This is a genomic window from Salmonella sp. WC3 (genome assembly GCF_042932255.1).
In the GTDB taxonomy this organism is placed as follows: domain Bacteria; phylum Pseudomonadota; class Gammaproteobacteria; order Enterobacterales; family Enterobacteriaceae; genus Salmonella; species Salmonella enterica.
In genome coordinates this window covers 2,236,321-2,262,535 of the sequence record NZ_CP170629.1, presented here as the reverse complement: position 1 = coordinate 2,262,535, position 26,215 = coordinate 2,236,321, and the positions used below count along the sequence as shown (strand labels likewise).

At 53.1% G+C, this 26,215-nt stretch carries 22 protein-coding genes and 1 pseudogene; 6 read left to right on the top strand and 17 right to left on the bottom strand.

The annotated features are described in order from the left end of the window. Positions 1–278: 278 nt before the first annotated feature. The 5 genes and pseudogenes from astE to ACFK9X_RS10820 form a co-directional block, all read right to left on the bottom strand. The gene (astE, locus tag ACFK9X_RS10840) at positions 279–1,247 is read right to left on the bottom strand and encodes a succinylglutamate desuccinylase (RefSeq protein ID WP_151116400.1); all 969 of its coding nucleotides are present in this window, start codon (positions 1,245–1,247) and stop codon (positions 279–281) included. Next, positions 1,240–2,583: an N-succinylarginine dihydrolase gene (gene astB, locus ACFK9X_RS10835; RefSeq protein WP_000123949.1), complete on the bottom strand. Its 1,344-nt coding sequence runs from the start codon at positions 2,581–2,583 to the stop codon at positions 1,240–1,242. Before astB ends, astE begins: the two co-directional genes overlap by 8 nt. Beyond that, entirely contained in the window at positions 2,580–4,058 is a 1,479-nt protein-coding gene (gene astD, locus ACFK9X_RS10830) for a succinylglutamate-semialdehyde dehydrogenase (RefSeq protein WP_151116398.1), read from the bottom strand. Before astD ends, astB begins: the two co-directional genes overlap by 4 nt. After that, positions 4,055–5,088: pseudogene (gene astA, locus ACFK9X_RS10825) on the bottom strand (arginine N-succinyltransferase). The gene astD and the pseudogene astA overlap by 4 nt, the downstream one beginning before the upstream one ends. Next, on the bottom strand, positions 5,079–6,305 hold the full coding sequence (locus ACFK9X_RS10820) for an aspartate aminotransferase family protein (protein ID WP_151116395.1): 1,227 nt from the start codon (positions 6,303–6,305) through the stop codon (positions 5,079–5,081). Before ACFK9X_RS10820 ends, astA begins: the two are co-directional and overlap by 10 nt. 445 nt (positions 6,306–6,750) lie before the next feature. Here ACFK9X_RS10820 and xthA point away from each other — a divergent pair, with 445 nt between their 5' ends. Continuing rightward, positions 6,751–7,557, top strand: a complete 807-nt coding sequence (gene xthA, locus ACFK9X_RS10815; RefSeq protein ID WP_000673954.1) for an exodeoxyribonuclease III — start codon at positions 6,751–6,753, stop codon at positions 7,555–7,557. A 72-nt stretch (positions 7,558–7,629) separates the two neighbouring features. Then, the gene (locus ACFK9X_RS10810; RefSeq protein WP_000592135.1) at positions 7,630–8,046 is read left to right on the top strand and encodes a pyrimidine (deoxy)nucleoside triphosphate diphosphatase; all 417 of its coding nucleotides are present in this window, start codon (positions 7,630–7,632) and stop codon (positions 8,044–8,046) included. On the opposite strand, the gene ACFK9X_RS10805 is transcribed toward ACFK9X_RS10810, so the two are convergent. Further along, on the bottom strand, positions 8,006–8,254 hold the full coding sequence (locus ACFK9X_RS10805; RefSeq protein ID WP_031619762.1) for a YnjH family protein: 249 nt from the start codon (positions 8,252–8,254) through the stop codon (positions 8,006–8,008). The two genes, ACFK9X_RS10810 and ACFK9X_RS10805, sit on opposite strands and share 41 nt — an antisense overlap. 265 nt (positions 8,255–8,519) lie before the next feature. Here ACFK9X_RS10805 and gdhA point away from each other — a divergent pair, with 265 nt between their 5' ends. Then, complete coding sequence (gdhA, locus tag ACFK9X_RS10800; protein ID WP_151116393.1) at positions 8,520–9,863, top strand: NADP-specific glutamate dehydrogenase; 1,344 nt, start codon at positions 8,520–8,522, stop codon at positions 9,861–9,863. A 29-nt stretch (positions 9,864–9,892) separates the two neighbouring features. Here the strand turns inward: gdhA and topB are convergent, their stop codons facing one another. The 3 genes from topB to ACFK9X_RS10785 all read right to left on the bottom strand — a co-directional run bounded on the left by topB (position 9,893) and on the right by ACFK9X_RS10785 (position 13,559). Further along, on the bottom strand, positions 9,893–11,842 hold the full coding sequence (topB, locus tag ACFK9X_RS10795; RefSeq protein ID WP_151116391.1) for a DNA topoisomerase III: 1,950 nt from the start codon (positions 11,840–11,842) through the stop codon (positions 9,893–9,895). 4 nt (positions 11,843–11,846) lie between these two features. After that, positions 11,847–12,890, bottom strand: coding sequence for a selenide, water dikinase SelD (selD, locus tag ACFK9X_RS10790; RefSeq protein WP_001294900.1), 1,044 nt, complete (start codon positions 12,888–12,890; stop codon positions 11,847–11,849). 117 nt (positions 12,891–13,007) lie between these two features. Beyond that, the gene (locus ACFK9X_RS10785) at positions 13,008–13,559 is read right to left on the bottom strand and encodes an NAD(P)H nitroreductase (protein WP_000339313.1); all 552 of its coding nucleotides are present in this window, start codon (positions 13,557–13,559) and stop codon (positions 13,008–13,010) included. 173 nt (positions 13,560–13,732) lie between these two features. Between ACFK9X_RS10785 and sppA the strand changes: the two genes are divergently transcribed. The 3 genes from sppA to pncA all read left to right on the top strand — a co-directional run bounded on the left by sppA (position 13,733) and on the right by pncA (position 17,384). Then, positions 13,733–15,589 carry a signal peptide peptidase SppA gene (gene sppA, locus ACFK9X_RS10780; RefSeq protein ID WP_023203937.1) on the top strand — a complete coding sequence of 619 codons (1,857 nt, stop codon included), beginning with the start codon at positions 13,733–13,735 and terminating at the stop codon, positions 15,587–15,589. 95 nt (positions 15,590–15,684) lie between these two features. After that, complete coding sequence (gene ansA, locus ACFK9X_RS10775; protein ID WP_001170134.1) at positions 15,685–16,701, top strand: asparaginase; 1,017 nt, start codon at positions 15,685–15,687, stop codon at positions 16,699–16,701. Between the two features lie 26 nt (positions 16,702–16,727). Beyond that, positions 16,728–17,384: a bifunctional nicotinamidase/pyrazinamidase gene (gene pncA, locus ACFK9X_RS10770; protein ID WP_000184707.1), complete on the top strand. Its 657-nt coding sequence runs from the start codon at positions 16,728–16,730 to the stop codon at positions 17,382–17,384. 102 nt (positions 17,385–17,486) lie between these two features. On the opposite strand, the gene ACFK9X_RS10765 is transcribed toward pncA, so the two are convergent. The 8 genes from ACFK9X_RS10765 to ACFK9X_RS10730 form a co-directional block, all read right to left on the bottom strand. Beyond that, positions 17,487–18,845, bottom strand: a complete 1,359-nt coding sequence (locus ACFK9X_RS10765; RefSeq protein ID WP_057935504.1) for an MFS transporter — start codon at positions 18,843–18,845, stop codon at positions 17,487–17,489. Positions 18,846–18,980: 135 nt separating this feature from the next. Then, entirely contained in the window at positions 18,981–19,739 is a 759-nt protein-coding gene (locus ACFK9X_RS10760) for a DeoR/GlpR family DNA-binding transcription regulator (RefSeq protein WP_000719104.1), read from the bottom strand. 129 nt (positions 19,740–19,868) lie between these two features. Next, positions 19,869–20,852 (bottom strand): aldo/keto reductase, encoded by a 984-nt coding sequence (locus tag ACFK9X_RS10755; RefSeq protein ID WP_151116389.1) that lies wholly within the window; start codon positions 20,850–20,852, stop codon positions 19,869–19,871. A 9-nt stretch (positions 20,853–20,861) separates the two neighbouring features. Continuing rightward, positions 20,862–21,809, bottom strand: a complete 948-nt coding sequence (locus ACFK9X_RS10750; RefSeq protein ID WP_023210673.1) for a sugar kinase — start codon at positions 21,807–21,809, stop codon at positions 20,862–20,864. 4 nt (positions 21,810–21,813) lie between these two features. Beyond that, the gene (locus ACFK9X_RS10745) at positions 21,814–22,650 is read right to left on the bottom strand and encodes a ketose-bisphosphate aldolase (RefSeq protein ID WP_000878870.1); all 837 of its coding nucleotides are present in this window, start codon (positions 22,648–22,650) and stop codon (positions 21,814–21,816) included. 21 nt (positions 22,651–22,671) lie between these two features. After that, entirely contained in the window at positions 22,672–23,715 is a 1,044-nt protein-coding gene (locus tag ACFK9X_RS10740; protein ID WP_001624385.1) for an NAD(P)-dependent alcohol dehydrogenase, read from the bottom strand. Between the two features lie 10 nt (positions 23,716–23,725). Next, positions 23,726–25,105, bottom strand: a complete 1,380-nt coding sequence (locus ACFK9X_RS10735) for an MFS transporter (protein ID WP_000435326.1) — start codon at positions 25,103–25,105, stop codon at positions 23,726–23,728. 26 nt (positions 25,106–25,131) lie between these two features. Continuing rightward, a complete protein-coding gene (locus ACFK9X_RS10730; protein WP_151116387.1) occupies positions 25,132–26,208 on the bottom strand; it encodes a zinc-binding dehydrogenase in 1,077 nt (358 codons plus the stop codon). Positions 26,209–26,215: the final 7 nt, after the last annotated feature.

Sequence of the window (26,215 nt, the reverse complement as noted above, 5' to 3'; positions counted from 1 at the left end):
CGTAATTAACTTTAACCGTCTTAGCGTCAATTAGTCATAACAACGGTAAAACAATGAAAGTATAAAAAACACTTTTTCGCCAATTGTGAAGAAAAAAAGAATAAATTGCGCAGAGTTGAAAGAGAAATATACAACAGCATGATATAGCAGAAATTATGCAGAACTATAACTCAGCAACGCTTATTAATAAAGCAATTCTCCAGGAATAATCCGTAATAGCATGAAAATGTGTCCCAAATCATCCCTGTAATCCTAACGTGAGCTTACAGGGACGTTTATCAGGGCAGTCTTTCCAGCATTAATCCAACCCGCAATCCGCAGGCGACAGAGGGATTAGGAAAGAGAACATATTCAACGTCATGCGTCACCGTCACACGCTTATCCCCCTCCTCGGCCAGCAACGTTCCCTTCGCAAAGGCAGTAAAATTCAGCGTTTGCGCATCCATATAAAGCGCGAACTTATCGCTGTGACGCGTGATTTGCGACACCACCCGATAGCGTAGCGGCGGCGAAAACGAGGTTGACGTTTCGACACCGCTCAGCAACGCCGACAACGCCTGCGAGGTTACGCTGAACTGCGTCAGATCGTTTTGCCCAAACGGCAACGCCTTTCCCAACTCCAGCGTACAGGAAAGCGCGCCGAAATGTTCAGAGCTAAAGTGCGTAAACGTACCGCCTGGCGCCTGATGAAATACCAACGCCTCCAGTCCTGCCGCGCCCAGCCACGCCAGAAAATCCGCCTCCCACGGGCGGTCGCGCTGCGGCAATACGCCAAAACGCAAATGATGCGAGCCACGAATGGCGGTATGCAGATCCAGATGCCAGCGTACCCGCGCCTGGCCAGATGAAAAGAAGGTATCCAGACTTAGCTCCAGCTCACGCGCCCGCCGCGTTTCATCGCTTTCGGCAAAGGACTGCCAACGCCCGCCAAACATACGGTTCATATCGCTGTGACAATAGCGTATTCCCGCCGCCAGCGCCTGCGGATTGCCGAGTACCACCAGCACTCGCCACGTTAACGTCAAGCTGCCTGAATACAGCGCCGACAGCAGCTTATCCAGCATCTCGACCGGCGCGGTTTCATTACCGTGTATCCCCGCAGAAAGAATTAACGCGCGGTCGACCGGCGCATCGGGCGTGAGTTCAAGCAGACCATGGCCTAACCAGCGCCAGCGAAAACCCGCGCTCTTCCTCTGCCTCACCCGTGGTGTCGTGCCGCTTAGCGTCAACGCCAGAAAGTTATCCATCAGCCGCCCCCGTTTGCTGGAAAGGATAAACCGACCCCAAATCCAGCAGACGCGTTAACACATCCAGCGCCTCCCGGCCTTCTCGCAATAATAACGGATCGGCCAGATCGGCGGCGGTCAGGCGATCGCGATAATAACGATCCGCCCACGCGTTAAGGGCCGTAAACAGAGCGTCATTCATCATTACCGCTGGATTCACCGCCCGTCGTTCTTCTTCTGTTAACACCACGCGTAATCGCAGACAGGCCGGCCCGCCGCCGTTAGCCATACTTTCTCGCAAATCAAACACCTGCATCGCGCTGATGGGGTTATCCTCCGCCACCAGCTTATTCAGATAGCGCCAGACGCCGACATGATCCTGACATTCCCGCGGCAACACTAACAGCATTGAGCCGTCGTCACGGCTTAACAACTGACTATTAAACAGGTAGGTCGCCACAGCATCTGATACAGAAACCTCTCCGGCGGGCACCTCTATCGCCATAAAACCGTCAACGCGCGTACGCAACTGATTAATGAGCACTTTCTGCCGGGCAAACGCCGCTTCGTGACAAAACAATACCTGTCGATTCGAAACGGCGATGACATCATTATGGAATACGCCTTGATCGATGACCTCCGGGTTCTGCTGAGCGAAGATAACCTGTTGCGGATTCACCTGATTAAGACGCGCCACGGCCTCGCTGGCTTCGCGGCTCTGGCGCGCCGGATAACGAGCGGGTCGTATTTCATTCTCCTCTTCGCGCCCATAGACAAAAAGCTGCACGCCTGCCGAACCATACTCGCCGCCAAGACGGTTATGATTCGCCGCGCCTTCATCTCCCAATAATGCGACCTGCGGTAACGCGCTATGCACTGAAAACTGACTTTCATCGCGAAATATGGCACGTAGCAGCGCTTCGGTAACAGGCGCCTCAAGAGCGCGATGAAATTTATTGTTTAAATTCGCCACCGTCAGGTGAACTTTCCCGTCCAGCGCGTCTGCCGATGGGCAAACCGTCGCCGCATTCGCAACCCACATTGGCGACGCGGAACTCACGCTGGAAAGCCAGCGTGGCGCCTGACGCGCAACCTTATCCAGAATCTGCTCATCGCTACCCGTGAAGCCGAGCTGACGCAACGCCGGAATAAAAGGCCGCTCATGCGGCGGGATCACCGCCTGGGGAAAGCCGGCATCCGCCAGAGCTTTCATCTTTAGCAGCCCCTGCTTTACCGCCAGACGAGGATTCGACACCTGAAAACGGTGGCGGGTCGATGCCTCATTGCCGAAGGATAGCCCGGCATAATGGTGCGTAAGCCCCACCAGCCCGTCAAAATTAACTTCATGCGCCGTCATACCGCCTCCCTGCGAGAAAAGTCGAGGCCAGGGCTTAATGTCGCAGGCAACGTCAGTTCGGGAGATTCCAGACTGGCCATCGGCCAGGCGCAATAATCGGCGGCATACCAGGCGCTGGGTCGATGGTTGCCAGACGCGCCGACACCACCAAACGGCGCAGTACTCGCTGCCCCGGTGAGCGGTTTATTCCAGTTAACGATCCCTGCCCGCGCCTCCAGCAAGAGCTGTTCGAACTGCGCGCGATCCGTCGACACCAGCCCACACGACAGACCAAAACGGGTATTATTCGCCAGACGAATCGCCTCATCGAAATGCGCATAACGCCAGACGTTCAGCAGCGGACCAAACACCTCTTCATCCGGCACATCCGCGACGCCCGCCAGCTCAATGATGCCAGGCGTCAGCAGAGAGGTTCCCTCTTTGACCTTCCGCGGCGCCAGTAGCGTGCGACCGCCTAATGCCTCTCGTTGACGCCAGGCCTCCATCACATGCTGTGCCGCCTGCGCTGAAATCAGTCCGCCGATAAACGGCTGCGGATCGTCGTCCCATCTGCCGGGCTGCAGACGTCCGGCGACGTCAACCAGCCGCGCCAGAAATGCATCTCCCTGCGCACCCTGTTTTACCAGAAGGCGTCGCGCGCAGGTACAGCGCTGTCCGGCGGTAATAAACGCCGATTGCAGCGTCAGATGTACCGCCGCATCTATATTTGCCACATCCTCAATAATGAGCGGATTGTTTCCGCCCATTTCAAGGGCCAGTATTTTTTCCGGCTGGCCGGATAGCTGGCGATGAAGCTGATATCCGGTACTGGCGCTGCCGGTAAACAGCAGTCCGTCGAGATCGTCGAGCGAACTCAGCGCTTGTCCGGTCTCCCGGCCGCCCTGCACCAGATTAAGAACGCCTGCCGGTAGCCCCGCCCGCTCCCAGAGTTTTATTACCGTTTCCCCGGTCCATGGCGTTAGCTCGCTAGGTTTGAAGATCAGCGTATTGCCTGCCAGCAACGCGGGCACAATATGTCCATTCGGTAAATGGCCGGGAAAGTTATAAGGGCCGAATACCGCCAGCACACCGTGAGGGCGATGGCGCAACGTCGCGGCGCCATCGACAAGTTCGCTTTTTTGTGCGCCGGTTCTGGCGTGGTAAGCCTTAATCGAGATGGCAATCTTATTGATCATCGCCGTCACTTCCGTTGCCGCCTCCCAGCGCGGTTTACCGGTTTCACGCGCGATGACCTCCGTGAGATCGGCTTTATGCGCCTCCAGCAGGGCGGCAAATTTCTCTACGATAGCCTGTCGTGCCGCAAAAGGCTGTCTGGCCCAACGAGGAAACGCCGCGCGCGCCGCCTGACAGGCCTCGGCGACCTGTGCCGCATTAGCGTCATTCCCCTGCCAAAGTATCTCCGCACTCACCGGATTCGTTTTGCGGCGGCGTTCGCCCTGACCGGTTATCCAGTCGCCGTTTATCCATAGCGTCATACGGTTTTCTCCTCAGCGCAAAGGCGTACCAGCCGAACGTGGTCGCCCGCGCGACATTTCAGCGCATCCAACTGCGCTGCGGTCAGTACAAGTCGTGAAGTCTGCGGATCGGCACGCACCAGAGCGGCCCGAAAGTGGTGATAGTTTTCATTGGCGACCAGACATGCCGGATAGTCGCCAGGCGCGGGTTGCCCTTCCGCGACTTCGACCAGTCGGCTTTTACGAATAGCCCGCACGCGGTCAATATCACACTCCAGCGTCGGCCCACCGTCGAAGATGTCGATATAGTGGCGATAGCGAAAGCCTTCCTTTTCCAGCACCGCGCGGGCTGGCGCAGTTTGCGGGTGGACTTCGCCAATCACGGCCTGTGCCTCTTCAGATAAGAAGTGGGTATAAATAGGATGTTTGGGCATCAGCTCGGCGATAAACGCTTTTTGCCCGGTACCGCATAAAAAATCCGCCCGGCTGAAATCCATAGAAAAAAGCGTTTGCCGAGACTTTGCCAGAAGGGAGAATAACCGTGCTCGTCAATGACACCGCGCATTTCCGCCACCACTTTCTCATTGAATTTATCGCGAAACGCGGCCATAAACATAAAGCGCGATTTTGACAACAGGTAGCCGTTACCCTCTTTACGCCATTCGGGATCGAGAAACAGCGTGCAAAGCTCACTGCTGCCGGTATGATCATTACTCAGGAATAATGTTGGCAACGCGTTATATACATTCAGCTCTTTGGAGGCATGAACCAGCGTACCGACACGATAGTTATACCAAGGGTCGTTAAGGCCGACCGCGACCTCAATGGCGCAGATCCCGCCGACCTCACCCGTTTCACTATCCTCGAGAACGAATACATATCCTTGTTCGCCTTTTGGCAGCTCGCCGGACCAGGTTTTTAGCGCGCGTTCAATGCGGGCCGCCAGCGTCGCTTCATTTGCCGGTAGCGAGGTTAAGCCGCCGCCCGTTTTGCCTGCAAGCTGCATCAGCGCGGCGATATCCGCATGTTCGACAGGACGAATCACCCGCATGGTGCGCCTCCCGTCTGAAGGCGTTCGCACGCCAGGGCAAAACGATCAAGCCCGGTGGCTATCTCCTCGTCGCTCACATTTAACGCTGGCGCAAAACGCACCACGTCGCCACCGGCAATGAGCACCATCACGCCTGCTTTTGCCGCTTCCTGGGCGATGAGTTTGGCTTTTCCGGCAAACTCCGTCTGTAGCACACAGCCAAGCAGTAGCCCCAGCCCGCGAATTTCACTGAACATGCCAAAACGTACATTAAGGGTATTTAGACGTTCAATAAACGCATCGTGGCGCTGTCTGACGCCGTTTTGCATCTCCGGCGTATTGATGATATCCAGTACTTTTCCGGCAACTGCCGTCGCCAGCGGATTACCGCCGTAGGTGGTGCCATGCGTGCCTGGCGCCATGACGCTGGCATAGTTTTGCGTGGTCAGCATCGCGCCGATCGGGAAGCCGCCGCCCAGCGCTTTAGCGGTCGTCAGGATATCGGGCGTAACACCATAATGCATATATGCATACAGTTCGCCGGTACGTCCGACGCCCGTCTGCACCTCATCAAAAATCAGTAACGCCTGATGCCGGTCGCACAATTCACGCAGCCCCTGCAAAAAAGCTTTCGTGGCGGGGATCACGCCGCCCTCGCCCTGCACCGGTTCTACGATCACGGCGCAGGTATTGTCATCAATGAGCGCGCTGGCGGAGTTCAGATCGTTATAGGCTGCATGACGAATATCCGGCGGCAGCGGCGCAAAGTCCTGTGAATAGGTGGGTTGACCGCCAGCGCTGACGGTAAAGAGCGTGCGGCCATGGAACGCGTTTTTAAAGGCCACAATGCCGCTTTTATGGTTGCCGACACGATCGTGGGCATATTTGCGCGCCAGTTTTAATGCAGCTTCATTTGCTTCAGCGCCTGAATTACAAAAGAAAACGCGTTCGGCGAAGGTCGCGTCGATCAGTTTTTTCGCCAGTCGCAGCGCCGGTTCATTGGTGTAACCGTTCCCGGTATGCCAGAAGCGATTCGCCTGTTCATTTAACGCCTCGCGCAGCGCCGGATGCGCATGTCCCAATGCGTTGACCGCGATCCCGCCAGCAAAATCAATGTACTCTTTCCCCTGCTGATCCCACAGGCGTGAGCCTTCTCCGCGTACAGGAATAAAAGGCGCGGGAACATATACCGGCACCATCCATTCATCAAATTTTTCGCGCGTAACTGACAGAGACATAACGACCTCTTTTGGTAAAAATAAAGTTATTTATATGTTAATTAATATGAGTGTTTGCGCTGTAAATGTAGATTGCAGCATTCGTGCCAGCCAGCGTTAACATTGCATAAACAGAAGTGATAAACGGTAAATCAATGGGTTACAGCGTAGCGATATTCACTTTTACTGCATGAAAAGTGAATATTTCCGCATAATCGGTGGCTAAAAAGAGGAAAAAGCGAAATATTATTCAGTTGCCAAATATAATTCTGGAATTGTGATCTTATACGAAATTTACTGGAAATTACCGCCCCGTTCTGGCGCATCTGCACGCAAACCGTGCCATTTTCGCGCTATAGAAAACACCATACGCTTCCATTAGCCGAATCTGACGATGAGTGGCAGTCACCCGGTAAAATTTCTGTTACCATCCCAACACGATTCACCTTGCAAAGTGGCAGTGACTATGAAATTTGTCTCTTTTAATATCAACGGCCTGCGCGCCCGTCCCCATCAGCTTGAAGCGATTGTCGAAAAACACCAGCCCGATGTGATCGGTCTACAGGAGACAAAAGTCCACGACGAAATGTTCCCGCTCGAAGAGGTCGCGAAGCTGGGCTATAACGTTTTCTATCATGGACAAAAGGGCCATTACGGCGTCGCGCTGCTAACAAAAGCCACGCCCATTTCCGTCAGACGCGGTTTCCCGGATGATGGCGAAGAGGCGCAACGCCGCATTATCATGGCGGAAATCCCCTCGCCGCTGGGTAATATCACCGTCATTAACGGCTATTTCCCGCAGGGGGAAAGCCGGGATCATCCGTTGAAGTTCCCCGCGAAAGCGCAGTTTTATCAGAACTTGCAAAACTATCTTGAAACGGAACTCAAGTGCGATAATCCGGTATTAATTATGGGCGACATGAATATCAGCCCGACCGATCTGGATATTGGCATCGGCGAAGAAAACCGCAAACGCTGGCTGCGTACCGGTAAATGCTCCTTCCTGCCGGAGGAGCGTGAATGGATGTCACGGTTACTGAAGTGGGGATTAGTGGACACGTTCCGTCAGGCGAATCCGCAAACGATGGATAAATTTTCGTGGTTTGATTACCGCTCAAAAGGTTTCGTGGATAATCGCGGACTGCGCATTGACCTCTTGCTGGCAAGCGCTCCGCTGGCGGAACGTTGCGCAGAAACCGGTATAGACTACGACATTCGCAGTATGGAAAAACCCTCCGACCATGCGCCGGTCTGGGCGACGTTTCGTGTTTGATTCCGCTTTCTGATTAACCGTAAGGCCGGGATAGCGCGACGCTTCCCGGCAGGAATAACGACCTTAACGACAATGATAAAAAAACTCGATGTTGTTGCCGCCATCATTGAACGCGACGGCAAAATACTGCTGGCCCAGCGCCCAGCTCATGCGGATCAAGCTGGTTTTTGGGAGTTTGCCGGCGGTAAAGTCGAACCCGGCGAAACCCAGCCGCAGGCGCTTATCCGCGAGCTACGCGAAGAGTTAGGGATTGACGCCACGCCCGGCGTCTATATCGCCAGCCATCAACGCGACGTATCTGGCCGACGGATTCATTTGCACGCCTGGCATGTGCCTGCGTTTAACGGTCTGATACGTGCGTTGGAACATCAGGCCTTAGCCTGGTGTACGCCGGAAGAGGCGCTGGAATACCCCCTCGCCCCGGCGGATATTCCGCTATTGCAGGCGTTTATGGCTTTACGCGACGCCAGACTAACGGATTCGTGCTGATGGTTTTTTCGTCACGCTGGCACTGGAGCAAGACGCCTTCCACTTTTATTACCGCGCCTTCGGAGTAATTCTGATCCTGGTAAACGCAGCACTGAATGCATGGCTGGGATGACTGACCGCGCGTGCTGAAAACTTCCGGCGGGACATTCACCTGAATATCAGGACGACTGTTTTGGTTTGCCAGCCCGACCATTGGCATTATCGCCATCACGGCGACCACGAGGCTTCGGCGCACAGGATTTCCTTATTTTTCCAGGTATATTCTCAGTATAACGGTAAGCCGCCGTGAAAACTTTAATCCTCTTTTGTCATCGCTTTTAGTTATGACCCTCGCCCCGTTATGAATTTACTTAGCAGCGTCATTTTTTTCTTGCTTACCGTCACATTGCTGATGGTATAGTCGAAAACTGCAAATACATATTCTGATAAAACGCAAATACAACCACATTAATATATAAGAGGTTTTTATATCTATGGATCAGACATGTTCTCTGGAATCGTTCCTCAAGCATGTACAAAAGCGCGACCCGCATCAAACCGAGTTCGCGCAAGCCGTCCGTGAAGTCATGACCACCCTGTGGCCGTTTCTTGAACAAAACCCCCGTTACAGCCACATGTCTTTACTGGAACGTTTGGTTGAACCAGAGCGCGTAATCCAGTTTCGCGTAGTGTGGCTGGACGACAAAAACCAGGTGCAGGTAAATCGCGCCTGGCGCGTGCAGTTCAACTCTGCTATCGGCCCCTATAAAGGCGGTATGCGCTTCCATCCTTCGGTAAACCTTTCCATCCTTAAGTTCCTCGGCTTTGAGCAAACCTTTAAAAATGCCCTCACCACGTTGCCGATGGGCGGCGGTAAAGGCGGCAGCGATTTCGATCCGAAAGGGAAAAGCGAAGGCGAAGTGATGCGTTTCTGCCAGGCGCTGATGACTGAACTGTATCGCCATTTAGGGCCGGATACCGACGTGCCTGCCGGGGATATCGGCGTGGGCGGGCGCGAAGTGGGCTTTATGGCGGGAATGATGCGCAAGCTTTCCAATAACAGCTCCTGCGTCTTCACCGGCAAAGGGCTTTCCTTCGGCGGCAGCCTGATTCGCCCGGAGGCGACGGGCTATGGCCTGGTCTACTTTACCGAAGCGATGCTTAAACGTCATGGTCTCGGTTTCGAAGGGATGCGCGTCGCCGTGTCCGGCTCCAGCAACGTAGCGCAATACGCCATTGAGAAAGCGATGGCCTTTGGCGCGCGCGTGGTTACCGCGTCGGATTCGAGCGGGACGGTGGTCGATGAAAGTGGCTTCACGCCAGAGAAGCTGGCGCGTCTGTGTGAAATTAAAGCCAGCCGTGACGGTCGCGTCGCTGACTACGCCCGTGAGTTTGGCTTAACCTATCTGGAAGGCCAGCAGCCCTGGAGCGTACCGGTGGATATCGCCCTGCCATGCGCGACGCAGAACGAACTGGACGTTGACGCCGCGCGCGTACTGATTGCCAATGGCGTAAAAGCCGTGGCGGAAGGGGCAAATATGCCAACCACGATTGAAGCGACCGATCTCTTCCTTGAAGCGGGCGTACTGTTTGCGCCGGGTAAAGCCGCCAACGCGGGCGGCGTGGCGACATCGGGGCTGGAAATGGCGCAGAACGCCGCGCGGTTGAGCTGGAAAGCCGAGAAAGTGGACGCCCGTCTGCATCACATTATGCTGGATATCCACCACGCCTGTGTCGAGTACGGCGGCGACAATAAGCATACCAACTACGTTCAGGGCGCCAACATCGCCGGTTTCGTGAAAGTCGCCGACGCCATGCTGGCGCAGGGCGTCATTTAATCCCGTCGTCAGGCCAGATAGCTTTACGCTTATTCGGTCTGACGGCCTGTCTCCTCAGCAGGCGGGCTTTTTTTGCCCGCTCGCTTACGCGGCGCGCTCTTTTTCTTGTCTCCACCGCCTGGCGCGACTATCCCTCTGAAGCGCTTCACCGGCGTGCGCTTAGCCTGCTCGATCAGCTGATATAACGTGCCGACCAGCGGTTGCATGAAATCCTGGTAACGGCACTGCTTTTCGCTGATTTGCGTCAAAACAGATTCCCAGTGCGCGGTCATATCTGGACGGGCAGCCATTTCCGGCAGCGAATGTATTAACGCTTTGCCAGCATCGGTAGAATGAATGTAGCGCCCTTTTTTGGTCAGAAAGCTACGTTTGAACAGCAGCTCGATAATCCCGGCGCGCGTGGCTTCCGTCCCCAGCCCATCGGTCGCGCGCAGGATCTTTTTCAGATCTTTATCCTGCACGAAGCGGGCAATTCCGGTCATCGCGGAAAGCAATGTCGCATCAGTAAAATGACGCGGCGGCTGGGTTTGGCGCTCGACCACTTCCCCCTTTTCACACAGCAACTCATCACCTTTGGCGACAACCGGCAGCGGCGTACCGTCGTTTTCCTCGTCGCGCTCTTTACTGCCCAGTAACGTCCGCCAACCGGCCTCCGCCAGAAAACGCGCTTTGGCGACAAATTTCCCTTTGGCGATTTCCAGTTCAATAACGCATTTACGAAACACCGCGTCCGGGCAGAACTGCATCAGATACTGACGCGCAATCAGGGTGTACACTTTCGCTTCGTTTTCCGTCAGATGGACAGAAGAACTGCGCGCCGTCGGGATAATCGCGTGGTGCGCATCCACTTTTTTGTCATCCCAGCAGCGATTGCGCGTATCAGGATTAACCACAGGCTGCGGCAATAAATCCGGGGCGTGGACGCTAATCGCGTTCATGACCGCCTGCCGTCCGGCAAAGTGTTCTTCCGGCAGATAACGGCAGTCGGAACGCGGATAGGTAATCAGTTTGTGGGTTTCATATAGCTTCTGACAAATATCAAGCACGTTTTGCGCGCTCAGGCCAAAGCGTTTGGCGGCTTCAATCTGTAGCGTCGAGAGCGAAAACGGCAGCGGCGCGGATTCTGATTCCCGTTTATCATTATAACTGGTTACCAGCGCGGGCTGACCGTTGATTCGGTTCACTACATGCTCCGCCAGCGGACGATGAAGCAAGCGCCCCTCTTCATCCTGATAAGGTTCGCACGCCTCGCTCGGCTGCCAGATAGCGGTAAAACGCTCGTCGGCAGGCGTAACGATGTGCGCCTTCACTTCAAAGAAGTCTTTGGCGACGAAGTTCTCAATCTCTTCGTCTCGCCGCACCACCAGCCCCAGTACCGGCGTCTGCACGCGTCCCACGGATAACACGCCCTGATAGCCGGCATTCCGGCCCAGGATCGTGTAAGCGCGGGTCATATTAATGCCATACAGCCAGTCCGCTCGCGCTCGCGCCAGCGCGGATACGCACAGCGGCACGAAGTCGCTGTTCGCTCGCAGCCTGTCGATAGCACGCTCGACCGCCTGCGGGTTAAGGTCGTTTATCAGACAACGCCGCACCTGCTGGCGCTTTTCGGCAGGAAGCTGGAGATAATCCAGCACTTCATCAACCAGAAGCTGCCCTTCGCGATCCGGGTCGCCGGCGTGAATAATTTCACCGGCTTGACGCAAAAAGCGCTTAATCACATTGAGCTGTTTGGTGACGGAAGGACGAGGCTGAAGCTGCCATTTTTCCGGCACGATAGGCAGGTCAGCCAGATTCCAGCGCGCATAACGGCTGTCATACGCATCCGGCTGCGCCTGTTCCAGCAAATGACCAATACACCAGGTGACGACCTGCCCGTTTCCGCACTCAATAAAACCATCGCCTTTACGGTGCGGTTTTGGCAGCACATCCGCAATGGCGCGCCCCAGACTCGGTTTTTCGGCAATAAACAACCGCATCAGGTTAACGAATCTCAACCATAGCGCGACCGCCGCGGGCCTCGACCAGTTCGCCAATCGCGGTCAGATCGATACCAAATTCCGCCGCGGTGGCTTTAACATCGTCTTCGGCGTCCGGCGTTACCGCCAACAACAGACCGCCTGACGTTTGCGGATCGCACAGCAGGCTACGAACTTCACGCGACATGTCGCCCATCAGATGACCATAGCTGGCGAAGTTGCGCTCTGTGCCGCCCGGTACGGCGCCCAGAGCAATATACTCTTCCACGCCCGGCAGTTTAGGGATGTCCTGATAGCAAAGCAGCGCCTGCACGCCTGCGCCCTGGCACATCTCGCTCAGGTGCCCCAGCAGGCCAAAACCGGTAACGTCAGTCATAGCTTTTACGCCGTCGATATTGGCAAACGCCGCGCCAGCAACGTTCATCCGACACATGACTTCCGTCGCCAGCCCCTGATGTTCAGGTTTAAGCAGCGATTTTTTCTCGGCGGTGGTCAACACGCCAATCCCCAACGGTTTGGTCAGAAAGAGTTTGCATCCCGCCTGCGCGGTACTGTTTTTCTTCACCCGTTCGGTCGGCACTACGCCTGTGACCGCGAGACCAAAGATCGGCTCCGGGGCGTCAATAGAGTGTCCGCCCGCCAGCGCGATACCGGCCTGACGGCAGGCAAAGCGCCCCCCCTCGGTCACTTCACGCGCAATATCGGGCGACAGGGTGTTAATCGGCCAGCCAAGGATCGCGATCGCCATAATCGGTTTGCCGCCCATCGCAAAAATATCGCTGATGGCGTTTGTTGCCGCAATGCGGCCAAAATCAAACGGGTTGTCGACTATCGGCATAAAGAAGTCGGTGGTGCTGATGATACTGGTGCCATTACCCAGATCGTAAACCGCCGCATCATCGCGGGTTTCATTACCCACCAGCAGATTCGGGTCGACGAACTTCGCCTGCTCGCTATGCAGGATAGTCTCCAGCACTTTAGGGGAAATTTTACAACCGCAACCAGCGCCGTGGCTGTATTGCGTTAAACGAATGGCTTGCTCGCTCATGGACATCTCCTGTCATTGCATTCGCGCTATGGTAGCGCTCATTCCCTGATGTGGTAAGTATCACTGTCTGAATTACCGCGCCTTTGCTCAGAATCCAGACAGTTTTATCCCTCAGCGTCAGAAATAACGCACAAACGGCGTGGGGTCGGGGGTACTGATCGTCGTTGACGCTTTGAGCTGCGGCGTGCCGAGATAGAGAAAACCAACAATTTTATCCTGCGGGCGGCACTCAAAGGCTTCCCGCACGATAGCGCTCTCCGTTAATGCGCCGCTACGCCAGATACCATTAAACCCTTGCGCAATCGCCGCCATTTGCATCGCCATCACCGCGCATCCGGCAGACATCTCCTGTTCCCACACCGGAACCTTATGGTTTTCTTCGCATTTCGCCACCACGGTAATGATCAGCGGTGCGCGAAACGGCGCATTACGCGCTTTTTCGATCGCTTTCTCATCGCCCCCGGCAGCGACAGCGCCTTGTTCAAGCACGGCGCTGAAGCGGTCGCGCCCCTCTCCTTCAATCACAAAAAAACGCCACGGCTGTAGAGATTTATGATCGGGAACACGCATTCCCGCCCGCAGAATGTTCTGTAATTGCTCTCCGACAGGCGCCGGTTCTGCGAGACGAGAGGCGCTACGACGGTTGACCAGCAGTTCTAGTGCATCCATTTGATTAACTCCAGCAATGATATTTATTCACAAAATTAACACGGGAGCGGATTTTGTTACAGCTCAGGCAGTGATTCCTGCTGACAACTGCCTGATGGGTCATTACGATAGCCACATCTTAATGCTTTATCCTCACCAAGGTATAAGCGTTGTTACTCAGATAGGGAGAATACATGCGAACCCTGTGGCGATTTATTGCCGGATTTTTTAAATGGACGTGGCGAGTGTTGAACTTCGTCCGTGAAATGGTACTCAACCTGTTCTTTATTTTTCTGGTCCTGGTGGGCGTTGGGATCTGGATGCAGATCGGTAACGGCAACAACAGTGAGCAAACCGCGCGCGGCGCTCTGCTGCTGGATATTTCCGGCGTCATTGTGGATAAACCGTCCACCAATCATCGTCTGGGCGCGCTGGGTCGCCAGTTATTTGGCGCCAGCTCCGACCGTCTGCAGGAAAACTCCCTGTTTGACATCGTCAACGCTATTCGTCAGGCGAAAGATGACCGTAACATCACGGGTATCGTTCTGGATCTGAAAAACTTCACCGGCGCCGATCAGCCATCAATGCGCTATATCGGTAAAGCGCTGCGCGAATTCCGCGACAGCGGCAAACCGGTTTTCGCCGTGGGTGAAAACTACAGCCAAGGTCAGTATTATCTCGCCAGTTTCGCTAATAAAATTTGGCTTTCCCCACAGGGTCAGGTAGATCTTCACGGCTTCGCTACGAATGGCCTGTACTACAAAACGCTGCTGGATAAACTGAAAGTCTCTACCCACGTTTTCCGGGTCGGCACCTATAAATCCGCCGTCGAGCCGTTTATCCGCGACGATATGTCGCCCGCCGCCCGCGAGGCCGACAGCCGCTGGATAGGCGAACTGTGGCAGAACTACCTGCATACCGTTTCCGCCAATCGCCAGATTTCGCCGCAACAACTCTTCCCCGGCGCGCAGGCTATTATCGACGGGTTAACCAGCGTGGGCGGCGACACCGCCAAATATGCGCTCGACCATAAACTGGTGGACGCCCTCGCCTCCAGCGCAGATGTTGAAAAAGCGCTGACGAAGCAGTTTGGCTGGAGCAAAACCGAAAATAACTATCGCGCGATCAGCTATTACGATTATTCGCTGAAAACGCCTGCGGATACCGGCGGTACTATTGCGGTTATTTTCGCCAATGGCGCGATTATGGATGGCGAAGAAACGCCAGGGAATGTCGGCGGCGACACTACGGCATCGCAGATCCGCGACGCACGCCTTGATCCTAAAGTGAAAGCGATTGTGCTGCGCGTCAATAGCCCAGGCGGTAGCGTCAACGCCTCCGAAGTTATCCGCGCCGAACTGGCGGCAGCAAGAGCGGCTGGCAAACCGGTGGTGGTCTCAATGGGCGGTATGGCGGCCTCCGGCGGTTACTGGATCTCTACGCCGGCAAACTATATCGTGGCCAGCCCCAGCACGCTGACGGGTTCAATTGGCATCTTCGGCGTCATCAATACGGTAGAAAACAGCCTGTCGTCGATTGGCGTACACAGCGACGGCGTTTCCACCTCGCCGCTGGCGGATATTTCGATGACCAAAGCGCTGTCACCGGAAGTGCAGCAGATGATGCAACTCAGTATTGAGTACGGCTACAAACGCTTTATCACGCTGGTGGCAGACGCGCGTAAGCGTACGCCGGAGCAGATTGATAAAATCGCACAAGGCCATGTCTGGACCGGAGAAGACGCGAAAGCCAATGGTCTGGTGGACAGTCTCGGCGACTTTGACGACGCCGTCGCCAAAGCGGCGGAGCTGGCGAAACTGAAACAGTGGCATCTTGATTACTATCAGGACGAACCGACGGTCCTTGATATGGTCATGGACAGTATGACCGGATCAGTACGCGCCATGCTGCCGGAGACCATTCAGGCGATGCTCCCGGCGCCGCTCGTTTCCGCCGCCAACACGGTGAAGGCCGAGGGGGATAAACTGGCGGCATTTAACGATCCGCAAAACCGTTATGCGTTCTGTTTGACTTGCGCGAACGTTCGCTAATGCTTCATCAATAGCCATACCGGATGGCGGCGTCTGCTCATAGCCGCCATCCGATAATCATTAATACGTCCTTCGCGACACGACTGAACATTATCATGCAAAAGAAATCAATTTACGTTGCCTATACCGGCGGTACTATCGGTATGCAGCGCTCAGATAAAGGGTATATCCCGGTGTCCGGGCACCTTCAGCGCCAGCTGGCGCTGATGCCGGAATTCCACCGCCCGGAGATGCCGGATTTTACCATCCATGAATATGCCCCGCTGATGGATTCATCAGATATGACGCCGGAAGACTGGCAGCATATCGCTGCAGATATCAAAGCGCACTACGATGAGTATGACGGTTTTGTTATTCTGCACGGCACCGACACGATGGCGTTTACCGCATCGGCGCTCTCTTTCATGCTGGAAAATCTGGGTAAACCGGTTATTGTGACAGGGTCACAAATTCCGCTGGCTGAGCTGCGCTCCGACGGGCAAATTAATTTGCTGAATGCGCTTTATGTCGCCGCCAACTACCCTATTAATGAAGTAACGCTGTTTTTTAATAATCGTCTGTTCCGCGGTAATCGCACGACCAAAGCCCATGCGGATGGGTTTGACGCTTTTGCCTCTCCCAATCTGCCGCCCTTGCTGGAAGCAGGAATTCACATTCGCCGTTTAAATACGCCTCCCGCGCCCTACGGTTCTGGTGAATTAATCGTTCACCCTATTACGCCGCAGCCGATAGGCGTAGTAACGATTTATCCGGGGATTTCCGCCGAGGTAGTACGTAACTTTCTGCGTCAGCCGGTAAAAGCGCTGATTCTGCGCTCTTATGGCGTAGGCAACGCGCCGCAAAATAAAGCGTTTTTACAGGAGCTGAAAGAGGCCAGTTCGCGCGGCATCGTGGTGGTTAACCTGACGCAATGCATGTCAGGGCGAGTCAATATGGGCGGGTACGCTACCGGTAATGCGCTGGCGCACGCTGGCGTGATTGGCGGTGCCGATATGACCGTCGAAGCCACCTTAACCAAACTGCATTATTTGTTAAGCCAGGGGCTGGACACTCAGGCGATTCGTAGCGCGATGGCGCAAAACTTGCGTGGTGAATTGACGCCGGATGATTAAAAAATCCCGACGACAAGGAGAAGATAATGACAAACCGGGCCTTATTACTGGTCGACTTGCAAAATGACTTTTGCGCCGGCGGCGCGCTGGCTGTAGCGGAAGGCGACAGCACCATCGACATCGCCAACGCTCTTATTGACTGGTGCCAGCCCCGGCAGATTCCGGTGCTGGCCAGTCAGGACTGGCATCCCGCGCAGCATGGCAGCTTCGCCAGCCAGCATCAGGCGGAACCCTATAGTCAGGGAAAGCTGGACGGGCTGCCGCAAACGCTCTGGCCGGATCACTGCGTTCAACATACCGACGGCGCGGCGTTACATCCCCTGCTTAACCAACATGCGATTGACGCCTGCATCTATAAGGGTGAAAACCCGCTGATTGATAGCTACAGCGCGTTTTTTGACAACGAACATCGGCAGAAAACTACCCTTGATACCTGGCTTCGCGAGCATGACGTTACCGAGCTTATCGTGATGGGGTTGGCGACCGATTACTGCGTAAAATTTACGGTGCTGGATGCGCTAGAGTTGGGCTATGCCGTTAACGTTATCACCGATGGCTGTCGCGGCGTGAATATTCACCCGCAGGATAGCGCACACGCGTTTATGGAGATGGCGGCGGCAGGCGCGACGCTGTATACGCTGGCAGACTGGGAAGAGACGCAGGGCCAGGCTGTCGCCAGGTAGCGGAGCAGGTATCGTATCCGGTCAATACATCACGCAACGGTGAGACCATTGCATAGATCTTTGGGCCGGATACGTCACGTCAGCGCCGCTACCAGGCAAAGCTCAACGCAGGCTGGAGAGCGCTTCTAACGAAACTCTTCTCGTTTCAATGCCAAAACAAAATAATATCAGCGCGCACGCCGCCAGCAGCATACCCAGCACAACAAAAACGGTGACAGATCCATACCGGGTCAGTAAAACTGCCACGCCGTAGGGGGTAAAGACAGCGACGATCCGTCCTACCGCATTCACAAAACCCGATCCACGTAGTCTAAGGTGCGTAGGCCATAATTCGGGAACGTAAACCGCCGAGGCAAAGCAGACGTACATATACAGAAAGGAAATCATAACTAGTCCATAAACCAGAATGGCCCATTCCTCAGTCTGTATTGAGTAAAAATATCCTACTACCGCAATAACGATAAGCAACAGCGAACCAAATAACCGTCTGGGGAAATGATCAATAATGAGCGCGGCGATAAATATGCCCACCGGCGCGCCAATCATAATGATGGCGGTCATGAAAATGGATTTTGTAACATCAATTCCTGAATTAACAAAAATTGTCGGGATCCATACCGTAATGGTATAAAGCGAAATGTTCATCGCAATCAATACAGTGATCGCCACTAACGTGCGCCGCAACATTTGTCCTTTGAATAAGAGCCAGAATGTACCGTTTTCAAAGCGCGATTCCGTGGATTTATTGCTTTCCTGATGCGGCGGCAAAACAATACTTTTTTCTTTTTCTATTTGCGATTCAATCATGAGAAGCTGCTGTTCAGCCTCGCGTTGCCGCCCTTTACCTGCTAACCACCTGGGCGATTCGATAAAGTACTTCCCCGAAAGAGACCACGCCAGCAGCATCCCTATCCCACCAAGAAGAAACATCATCCGCCAGCTTAAAAACGCAATGACCACTACGCCAATCCCCGCAGACAGCATCGGTGACCAGTTCCCTACAAAAGAGAGACGCGCGGACCATTTTCCTCGTACAACGGGAGGGATAAACTCGGTAAAAGAAGCATATCCAACCATAATCAATGCTCCCATGCCTGTCCCCATCAGACAACGAAAGAAAATCAGCCAGTACATATTGGGAACAAATGCGGCAGCCGTTGCGGAGATGCCCACAAGCAACAAATTAATGCGAAACGCTTTTCGACGCCCCAGGTAATCCCCAATAAAACCGCCGGTAAGCGAACCAATAAAATAGCCAAGCATCAGTGCCGATGTGAACGCGGCATTAAGATAATTATTCGACCAACCATTGTTTATCAATTTGGCCAGAACCACATTTCCTGAGTAACTCAAAAACCCCGTTAATAGCAGGCCAAAACTAATTATTCCAAAAATACGAAAATGAAACCGGGATAAAGGTAAGCGGTCTAGTCTGGCGCCGATATGATCATTGTCTTCCATCTGGATGGCCTCTAACGCAGCAAAATAATAAATTATTGTCTCGCGGCAAAGGGGTATTTGCCGCACTTGCTATCATCTGCCGTTTTTTTTGGCATAGTCCAGGCGAAAACAATCCAGGCAAGGATAATCTATCGATTAATAGACAAGCTGGATATTATTTTTATCGCAAAATGCGATCCATTCATCACCTGGCGTTTTATTCGTTATCAGGTAATGGATATGACTAAAATCGACCAACCGCACGAACGCTTTGCGATCAAATTTTGAATGGTCCACCAATAACGCCACCTCTGTGGCCTGGCGAATCATCGTTTTTTTGATTTCAGCTTCCGCCTCGTTAGAATCAAGCGCCCCGCTCGCCATATCCAGCCCTTTACAACTCATTACCATAATATCAACATGATAACGGCTGATTATTTCTTTAGTGATACGCCCCTGCAGCGATAGCGTATTTTTATTTAACTCACCGCCCGTAGAAACAAGATTAATGTCCGATTGCGCCAGTTCATGGAAAGCTTCCGCTGAATTAGTTAACAAAGTAAGATCGTTTCGGTCTTTCAGCAGTTTTAGCAATTCCATTACCGTACTGCTGGAGTCGGCGGCCATCGTTGTTTTGTTTTTAATAAACGGAAGCGTATTACGGGCTATAATTTGCTTCTCTTCATAGAACGATTTTGCACGCTTATAAAAATGGATATTGTCAGCCAGCACCGCCGAATTTAATACCGCACCGCCATAAGTTCGAGTCAAAAAGCCTTCATCTTCGAGTTTTTCCAGATCGCGTCGAATTGTCTCTTCGGTTACCTGAAAAATTGAACTCAAGTTAGAGACTGTTACTTTTTTATCATTAGCGACCATTTGTTTGATCGCCTGAATCCTGTCTTTCGCCGCCACGATTACACCTCTGTTTTCGACGTCATGATAAACGTTGAGTATCTCACAGACTATGTTTACTTTCAAAATAAGCCGTTTGAATAACAGATTTTATCTGCATTTCGCCAAAAAAGAGGTGTAATGTATTGCTTATGGATTGTCCAGCGCTTCCGCCATTTGTCTCATCAATAACGCATCGTCATCCGTTAAGGTGATGGACAGCGCAGCGATATTCTCTCGTACCTGCTCCGGCGACGTGGCGCCGCTCAGTATCGAAATCAGTTCGCTTTGTCGCAATATCCACGCCAGCGCCAGCGTCGGGACGGCGCAATGGTATTTGTCGCACAATGGCTGCCACTGCTCCAGCATATCAATAACCCGCAACATATTCTCACGCTGGAACCAGAGTTTATTCGCTCGCGCCCCGCCGGGAACATAGTCACGGGTAATGGTGCCGGTTAACAATCCCTGCTCCAGTGGCGAATAAACCTGTACCACGATGCCGTGCTCGCGGCATAGAGGCAGCAGCTCCGTTTCCAGCGCCCGGTCAAGAATGCTGTATTTCGCCTGTATGATGTCCAGCTCGCCATGTTTAAGGTATTCGCGGATATGGCTGACATCTACATTCGCCGCCCCGATAGAACGGATGTTCCCCTCTGCTTTCAGCTCATTGAGCACGCCAACGGTTTCTGCAATCGGCGTAAAAAACGGCGGTACCGACTGCCAGTGGGTCATATAGATATCGATATAATCAATCCCTAGTCGCTGGAGACTGGCATCGACTTCTTTACGAATAGAGTCCGGAGAAAGATTTTTATAAAGCTGGCGATCGCCGACTTTATTGAACAGGCTCCCTTCCCGCTCCCAGACGATCCCGCATTTGGTCTCCACCACCACCTCGTTACGCGGTAATTTTTTCAGCGCCTGGCCGACAATCACTTCGCTATTGCCAAAGTTATAGCCCGGCGCCGTATCAATCAGGTTAATACCGCAACGGTGCGCCTCAACGATAGTATCGATGCAGACCTGCATATCGAGGTTGCCATTCCATGCCGGACCGCCGCCGATAGCCCAGGTGCCGAGTCCCATACGGGAAAGCGCTATATCTGTATTACCTAAAGGTATCATTTTCATCTGCCGCTATTACCCTTCGTATTCATTCAGGAGTTGTTCCACTAGCATTCTGTTTTTCACGCCCGTTGTGGCGCCCACGCTGAGTACCGATATCGCGGCCGTCGCATTGGCGAACCGTGCGCATTCACGCAGCGTTTTTCCCTCCAGCAGCGCGGTGATAAATCCCGATGCAAAATTATCGCCGGCGCCAATAGTGTCGATGGCGGTAATGCCTGCCACCGCAGGCACCTCCATTTTTATATCGGCGCTTTTGATAAAGCAGCCTTTCTTGCCAGTTTTAATCACCACTGTTTTTACGCCACATTGCAAAAAACAATCGGCAATATCATCCAGCGTCTCTTTCCCGGTCAGTTTTTTGGCTTCATCAATATTAGGAAACAGATAATCGACAAAACTTAGCGCTTCGCGAATATCGTCCAGAGTTTCATTCAGCCGCGGTTTGATCATGTCAGCGCAGATAACCAGTTGATGCGCTTTCGCCTGAGTAAAAATAGCCGTTAATGCTTTGCCATCCAGCAGCGGGCTGTTAAAGATACTTGCCAGTGATAACAGCCTGACCTGAGAAAAACGGTCAAAATCGACATCGTTAATATTTAGCTTCCACAGACTGCCGTTACGGTTAGTGACAAAGGTGCGCTCACCATCATCAGTCACCAGCCCAACATTAATTGAGGTATCAATATCAGCATCCTGCTTCAGGCTCTGAATATCGATATTCTCCTTCCGACAGTGGTCGAGAATAAAATATCCTGCCGCATCGTCGCCAACGCGACTCATTAGCGCAGTGCGATGCCCGAGACGCGAAATAATCGTGGCTTCATTAATCGCATCTCCCCCTGTGGTCATGGCAATTCGTTCTAATGGATACGAATCGACATCAAAGATATTTTTACTAACCGGTTGCAAAGGAATGTCGACAATGGCCGCCCCTATGCAAAGAACTTCGATTTCGTCCATATCATCATTCCGCTTTACCATCTGAACCGAACAGTTTGATTTTTTCCAGCGCGCGGGCTTTTACCGCTTTGCGTACTTCGCGTTCCAGATGCAGGAACGGCTGATCCTGATTCTCTTTTACCGCTACCATCGCGGCCTGACACAGTTCGGTGTGGATATTGATTTTCGAGATGCCCAGCGAAATGGCTTTTTTGATATCCGCGTCGCTAATACCGGAAGCGCCGTGTAACACTAGCGGTACGGAAACTGCCTGGCGCACGCGTTCCACGACCTCAAAATTCAGTTTTGGTTCAGAGGTGTACACGCCATGCTGGTTGCCGATGGCGACCGCCAGCGAGTCACAACCGGTGCGCGCTACAAATTCCGCCGCCTGATCCGGGTCGGTATAGTGATACCCCGCCAACGCCTCTTCATACACCGTTTCGTTCCCTACGTGCCCTAACTCCGCCTCTACCGGAATACCCAGCGGATGAAAGAAATCAACGGCTTCTTTGGTCAGGCGAATATTTTCTTCAAAGTCAAAGGATGAAGCGTCACGCATCAGCGAGTTCATGCCGTGCGTCCAGGCATTATGGATAATGTCCATGCTACGTCCATGATCCCAGTGGGTAATTACCGGCACAGAGGCTTTTTTAGCCATGGAAACCATCATATGAGAGAAGTCTTCAAATGAAGTATTGCCCACAAATCCGGTACCAAAGGAGATAATAACCGGCGAATTTGCCTCTTCCGCCGCATCAATCACTCCCATCAACATTTCCGCATTCCACACGTTAAAGTGCGCAATCGCGTAATGTTTATTTTGTGCATCATTTTCCCAATATTTTATATCTGCCAACATCGCTGTTTCTCCCGTTTTTTATTAATCGCAAACTTTAATAACGCCTTTAATAATGTCGCGTTTGTTATTCACCGATTCTTCAAATGCACGTTGCACGTCTTTGTAATCGTAAATATGCGTCACCATTGATTTCACATCGAAACGCCCGGAGGAGATGGCATCAATAGTCACCGGATAGCGGTTGGCATAGCGGAATACCGTCTGGATGGAGACTTCACGGTTAATTTTGAGGAAATTAATCGCTGAATCTCCCGCGACAGTGCCAACAATCATGATCTTCCCGCCGCGCATGACCAGATACGGCGCTTGCTGAGTTGTGACGGCGGAACCGGCGGTTTCAAACACAATATCGGCGCCCATATCGTCGGTGAACTGCTGGCAGCGCGCGACAGTATCTTCTTTCGCCCCATTGATAACGGTTGTCGCTCCCAGTCGTTCAGCCATTGCCAGCCGTTTTTCCAGCACATCCACTACCGCGATATTGGTCGCCCCCAGACACTTACACGCTTGCAGGGTCATTAAACCAATGCAGCCCGCGCCGAGAATGACGATTTTCTTACCCGGTTTAACATCCGCCAGCATTGCCGCGTGCATTCCAACAGCAGCAGGTTCCACCAGCGCACCTTCCATAGTGTCCATATTGTCCGGAAGCTTGTACGTAAAACTTTCCGGATGGCACAGATAGTGCGTTAAGGCCCCGCGATAATTCGGCTGCGTCGCCATAAAATCAACATCCGGACAAATATTGTATTTTCCTTCCAGACAATAGCGGCAGTGGCCGCACGGCACGCCCGGCTCGATATTAACCCGATCGCCTGGCTTAAATTTGCTTACCCGATTGCCGACCGCAATGACCGTTCCGGCACACTCATGCCCCAGGCCAATTTCCTGATTTGGATCCTTCGGCGGAATGAATGGCCCGGATTCAAAACCGTGAACATCTGAACCGCAAATACCGACATATTCCACTTTGATCAGCACTTCGTTATCTTTTGGCACCGGAATATCCGCTGCGATAATTTTCATGGTGCCCGGCGTTTTTAATATCGCTTTTGAATTTTTCATTTTTATTCCTTTATTTACTCGTGACCTTATCAATGCCCAGACTTTCGACCGAAACACCCTTGGTCTCGATTCCGATAGTCGCTATTGCGACGGCGACGATAATCGAGACAGCGCCCAGCAGGACGAAAACGCCCGTCACGCCATAACCGTTGAGTAATACCGCCACCGCATAGGGGGCAGCGATACCGCTGATTCTGCCGACAGCGTTCGCCAGGCCGGAACCGCGAAGTTTCGCTTCTGTTGGCCAGATCTCCGGCACATAGACCGCCGAGGCATAACAGACATACATATAGACAAAGGTAATCAGGAAAAAGCCAATTAAGGTGATGAGCAACATGCTGGTTTGCAGCGAATAAATATATCCCAGCACGGCAATCAGAATTAATAAACCGACACCCATGGTTTTGCGCGGAATTTTATCCATTACCAGCATAGCGATAAATATGCCAAACGGTGCGCCGAACATACTCATGGTATTTAAAACGATCGAATCTTTGAGGTTGATGCCCTGTGTCATAAAGATGGTGGGCAGCCAGTTAATTAACGTGTATTGCACAACGTTCATGGCAATCAGCACGCAGGAACCCAAAATAACGCGTTTCAGTAATACGCCAGTGAGCAACGCTGAATACGGTACGGAACGCGGCGGCTTGCCGCTGCTTTCAATAACAACCGGCGGCAGCGGTTTTCCTGTCTGACGTTCGATGCCTGCTTCAATGGCCTGCATAACCTTTTCGGCTTCCTGATAACGCCCGCGCGATTCCAGCCAGCGGGGAGATTCAGGGAAGTATCGCCAGGCAAGCGCGGTAGCAATCAGCGACAGCACAGCCGGGATCAGTAACTGCACGCGCCAGTTCCATTCCGCGCTAATTAGCGGCGTCAGCCCCATTGCAATCAGGGAACACAATGGATATGACCAGTTGCCAATAAACGAAACACGACTCGACCAGGTTCCCCGGTTTCTGCCGGGCATGTACTCGGTAAATCCGGCGAACAGCGTGACCAGTAGTGCCCCTAATCCCACGCCCATCACAAAACGACAGGCAATCAGGAACATCATATTCGGTGAAAATGCGCCCACGACCATCGAGGCAATGTGAATCGCTTCATAAAGAATAAAGGCGTTCCTGCGTCCGGTTTTATCGCCGATAATGCCGCCCACCAGCGCGCCGAGAAACATCCCCGCCGTGGTAATGGCGGAGAAGGTGGCTGTCGTGGAATTATCGGTCCAGCCTAACTCCTTGAGCTGGGCAAGAATTAATCCGCCGACGGCATTACTCCAGCAAACAAGCAGACCAAAGGCGACGACGGCAAACATTGATGAATGCCAGCGGCAATCCGGCAGGCGATCCAGCCGGGCGCCGCAGTGCGGTTTTGTTATCTGTTCCATGCGATAACGTTCCTTTAGCAGAAGGGTTATTCATCAAAGTCGTAGGTCATGATCACTTTAATGGCTGTCTTATCGACCATTGCGTCAAAGCCTTCGCGCCACTGAGAAAGACCGATACGATGGGTGATCATTGGTTTTACTTTGATAGCGCCGCTGGCAAGCAGGCGAATCGCATTGCGCCAGGATGTGGAGTCATAGGCCATATGCCCAATGATGCTTTTGTTCCAGGAAGTAATGTCGTTAATGGAGAAATCGAGCGGCTTAAATCCCATACCGACGCGAACCACTTCACCATTTGGCCGCAGCATGTCGATGGCCTGTTTAAGCGCAATGTTGGCACCGGAGCATTCGATCACCAGACCGAGGTTGTCTTTGCCGCAAATCTCCTGGCAGCGTGCGACGACATCTTCCGTGGAGCCGTTAACAAACGCCGTCGCGCCGAGTTCTTTGGCCACAGGGAAACGGACAGGAACATCCTCATCCAGGCCAACCACCACGATATTTACCGCCCCCATAATGCGGGCCATTTGGACCGAAAACAGACCTAACGGACCGGTGCCGATGACTACCACGTCCTGGCCGGGTAAAAATTTGGATTGCTGGGCGATAGATTTATAGGCGTTGCAGATAGGGTCCAGTACTGCGGCTTCCTCGTAATCCACGCCTTCCGGGATCTCCCACAGGGCATGGCGATGGATTTTCAGGATTTCTCCCGGAACCAGGCAGTATTTGGAAAATCCACCGCCCCAAGTGTTGTTATCCAGACCCAGATTCACTTTTTCTGTACAACACAGATAATCGCCTTGTTCACAGGCAGGACAAACGCCGCAAACGTGTCCGCTGTTGTCAGAAACCACGCGCTGGCCGACTTTCCAGTCTTTCACTTTTTCGCCCACCCGCGCGATACGTCCGGCGAATTCATGACCGCGAACGGAGTTAAATTCGTCGGACCCGCTGTCAACGTTATAGTGCTTCATATCCGCGCCGCAGATCGCCGCCGCTTTGATTTCGATAATCACGTCTTCCGGACCGCATACCGGCTCCGGGACATCAATCATTTTGTAGCCGCCAAAGGCCTTGCCAAATCTCGCCAGTGCTTTCATTGCATCT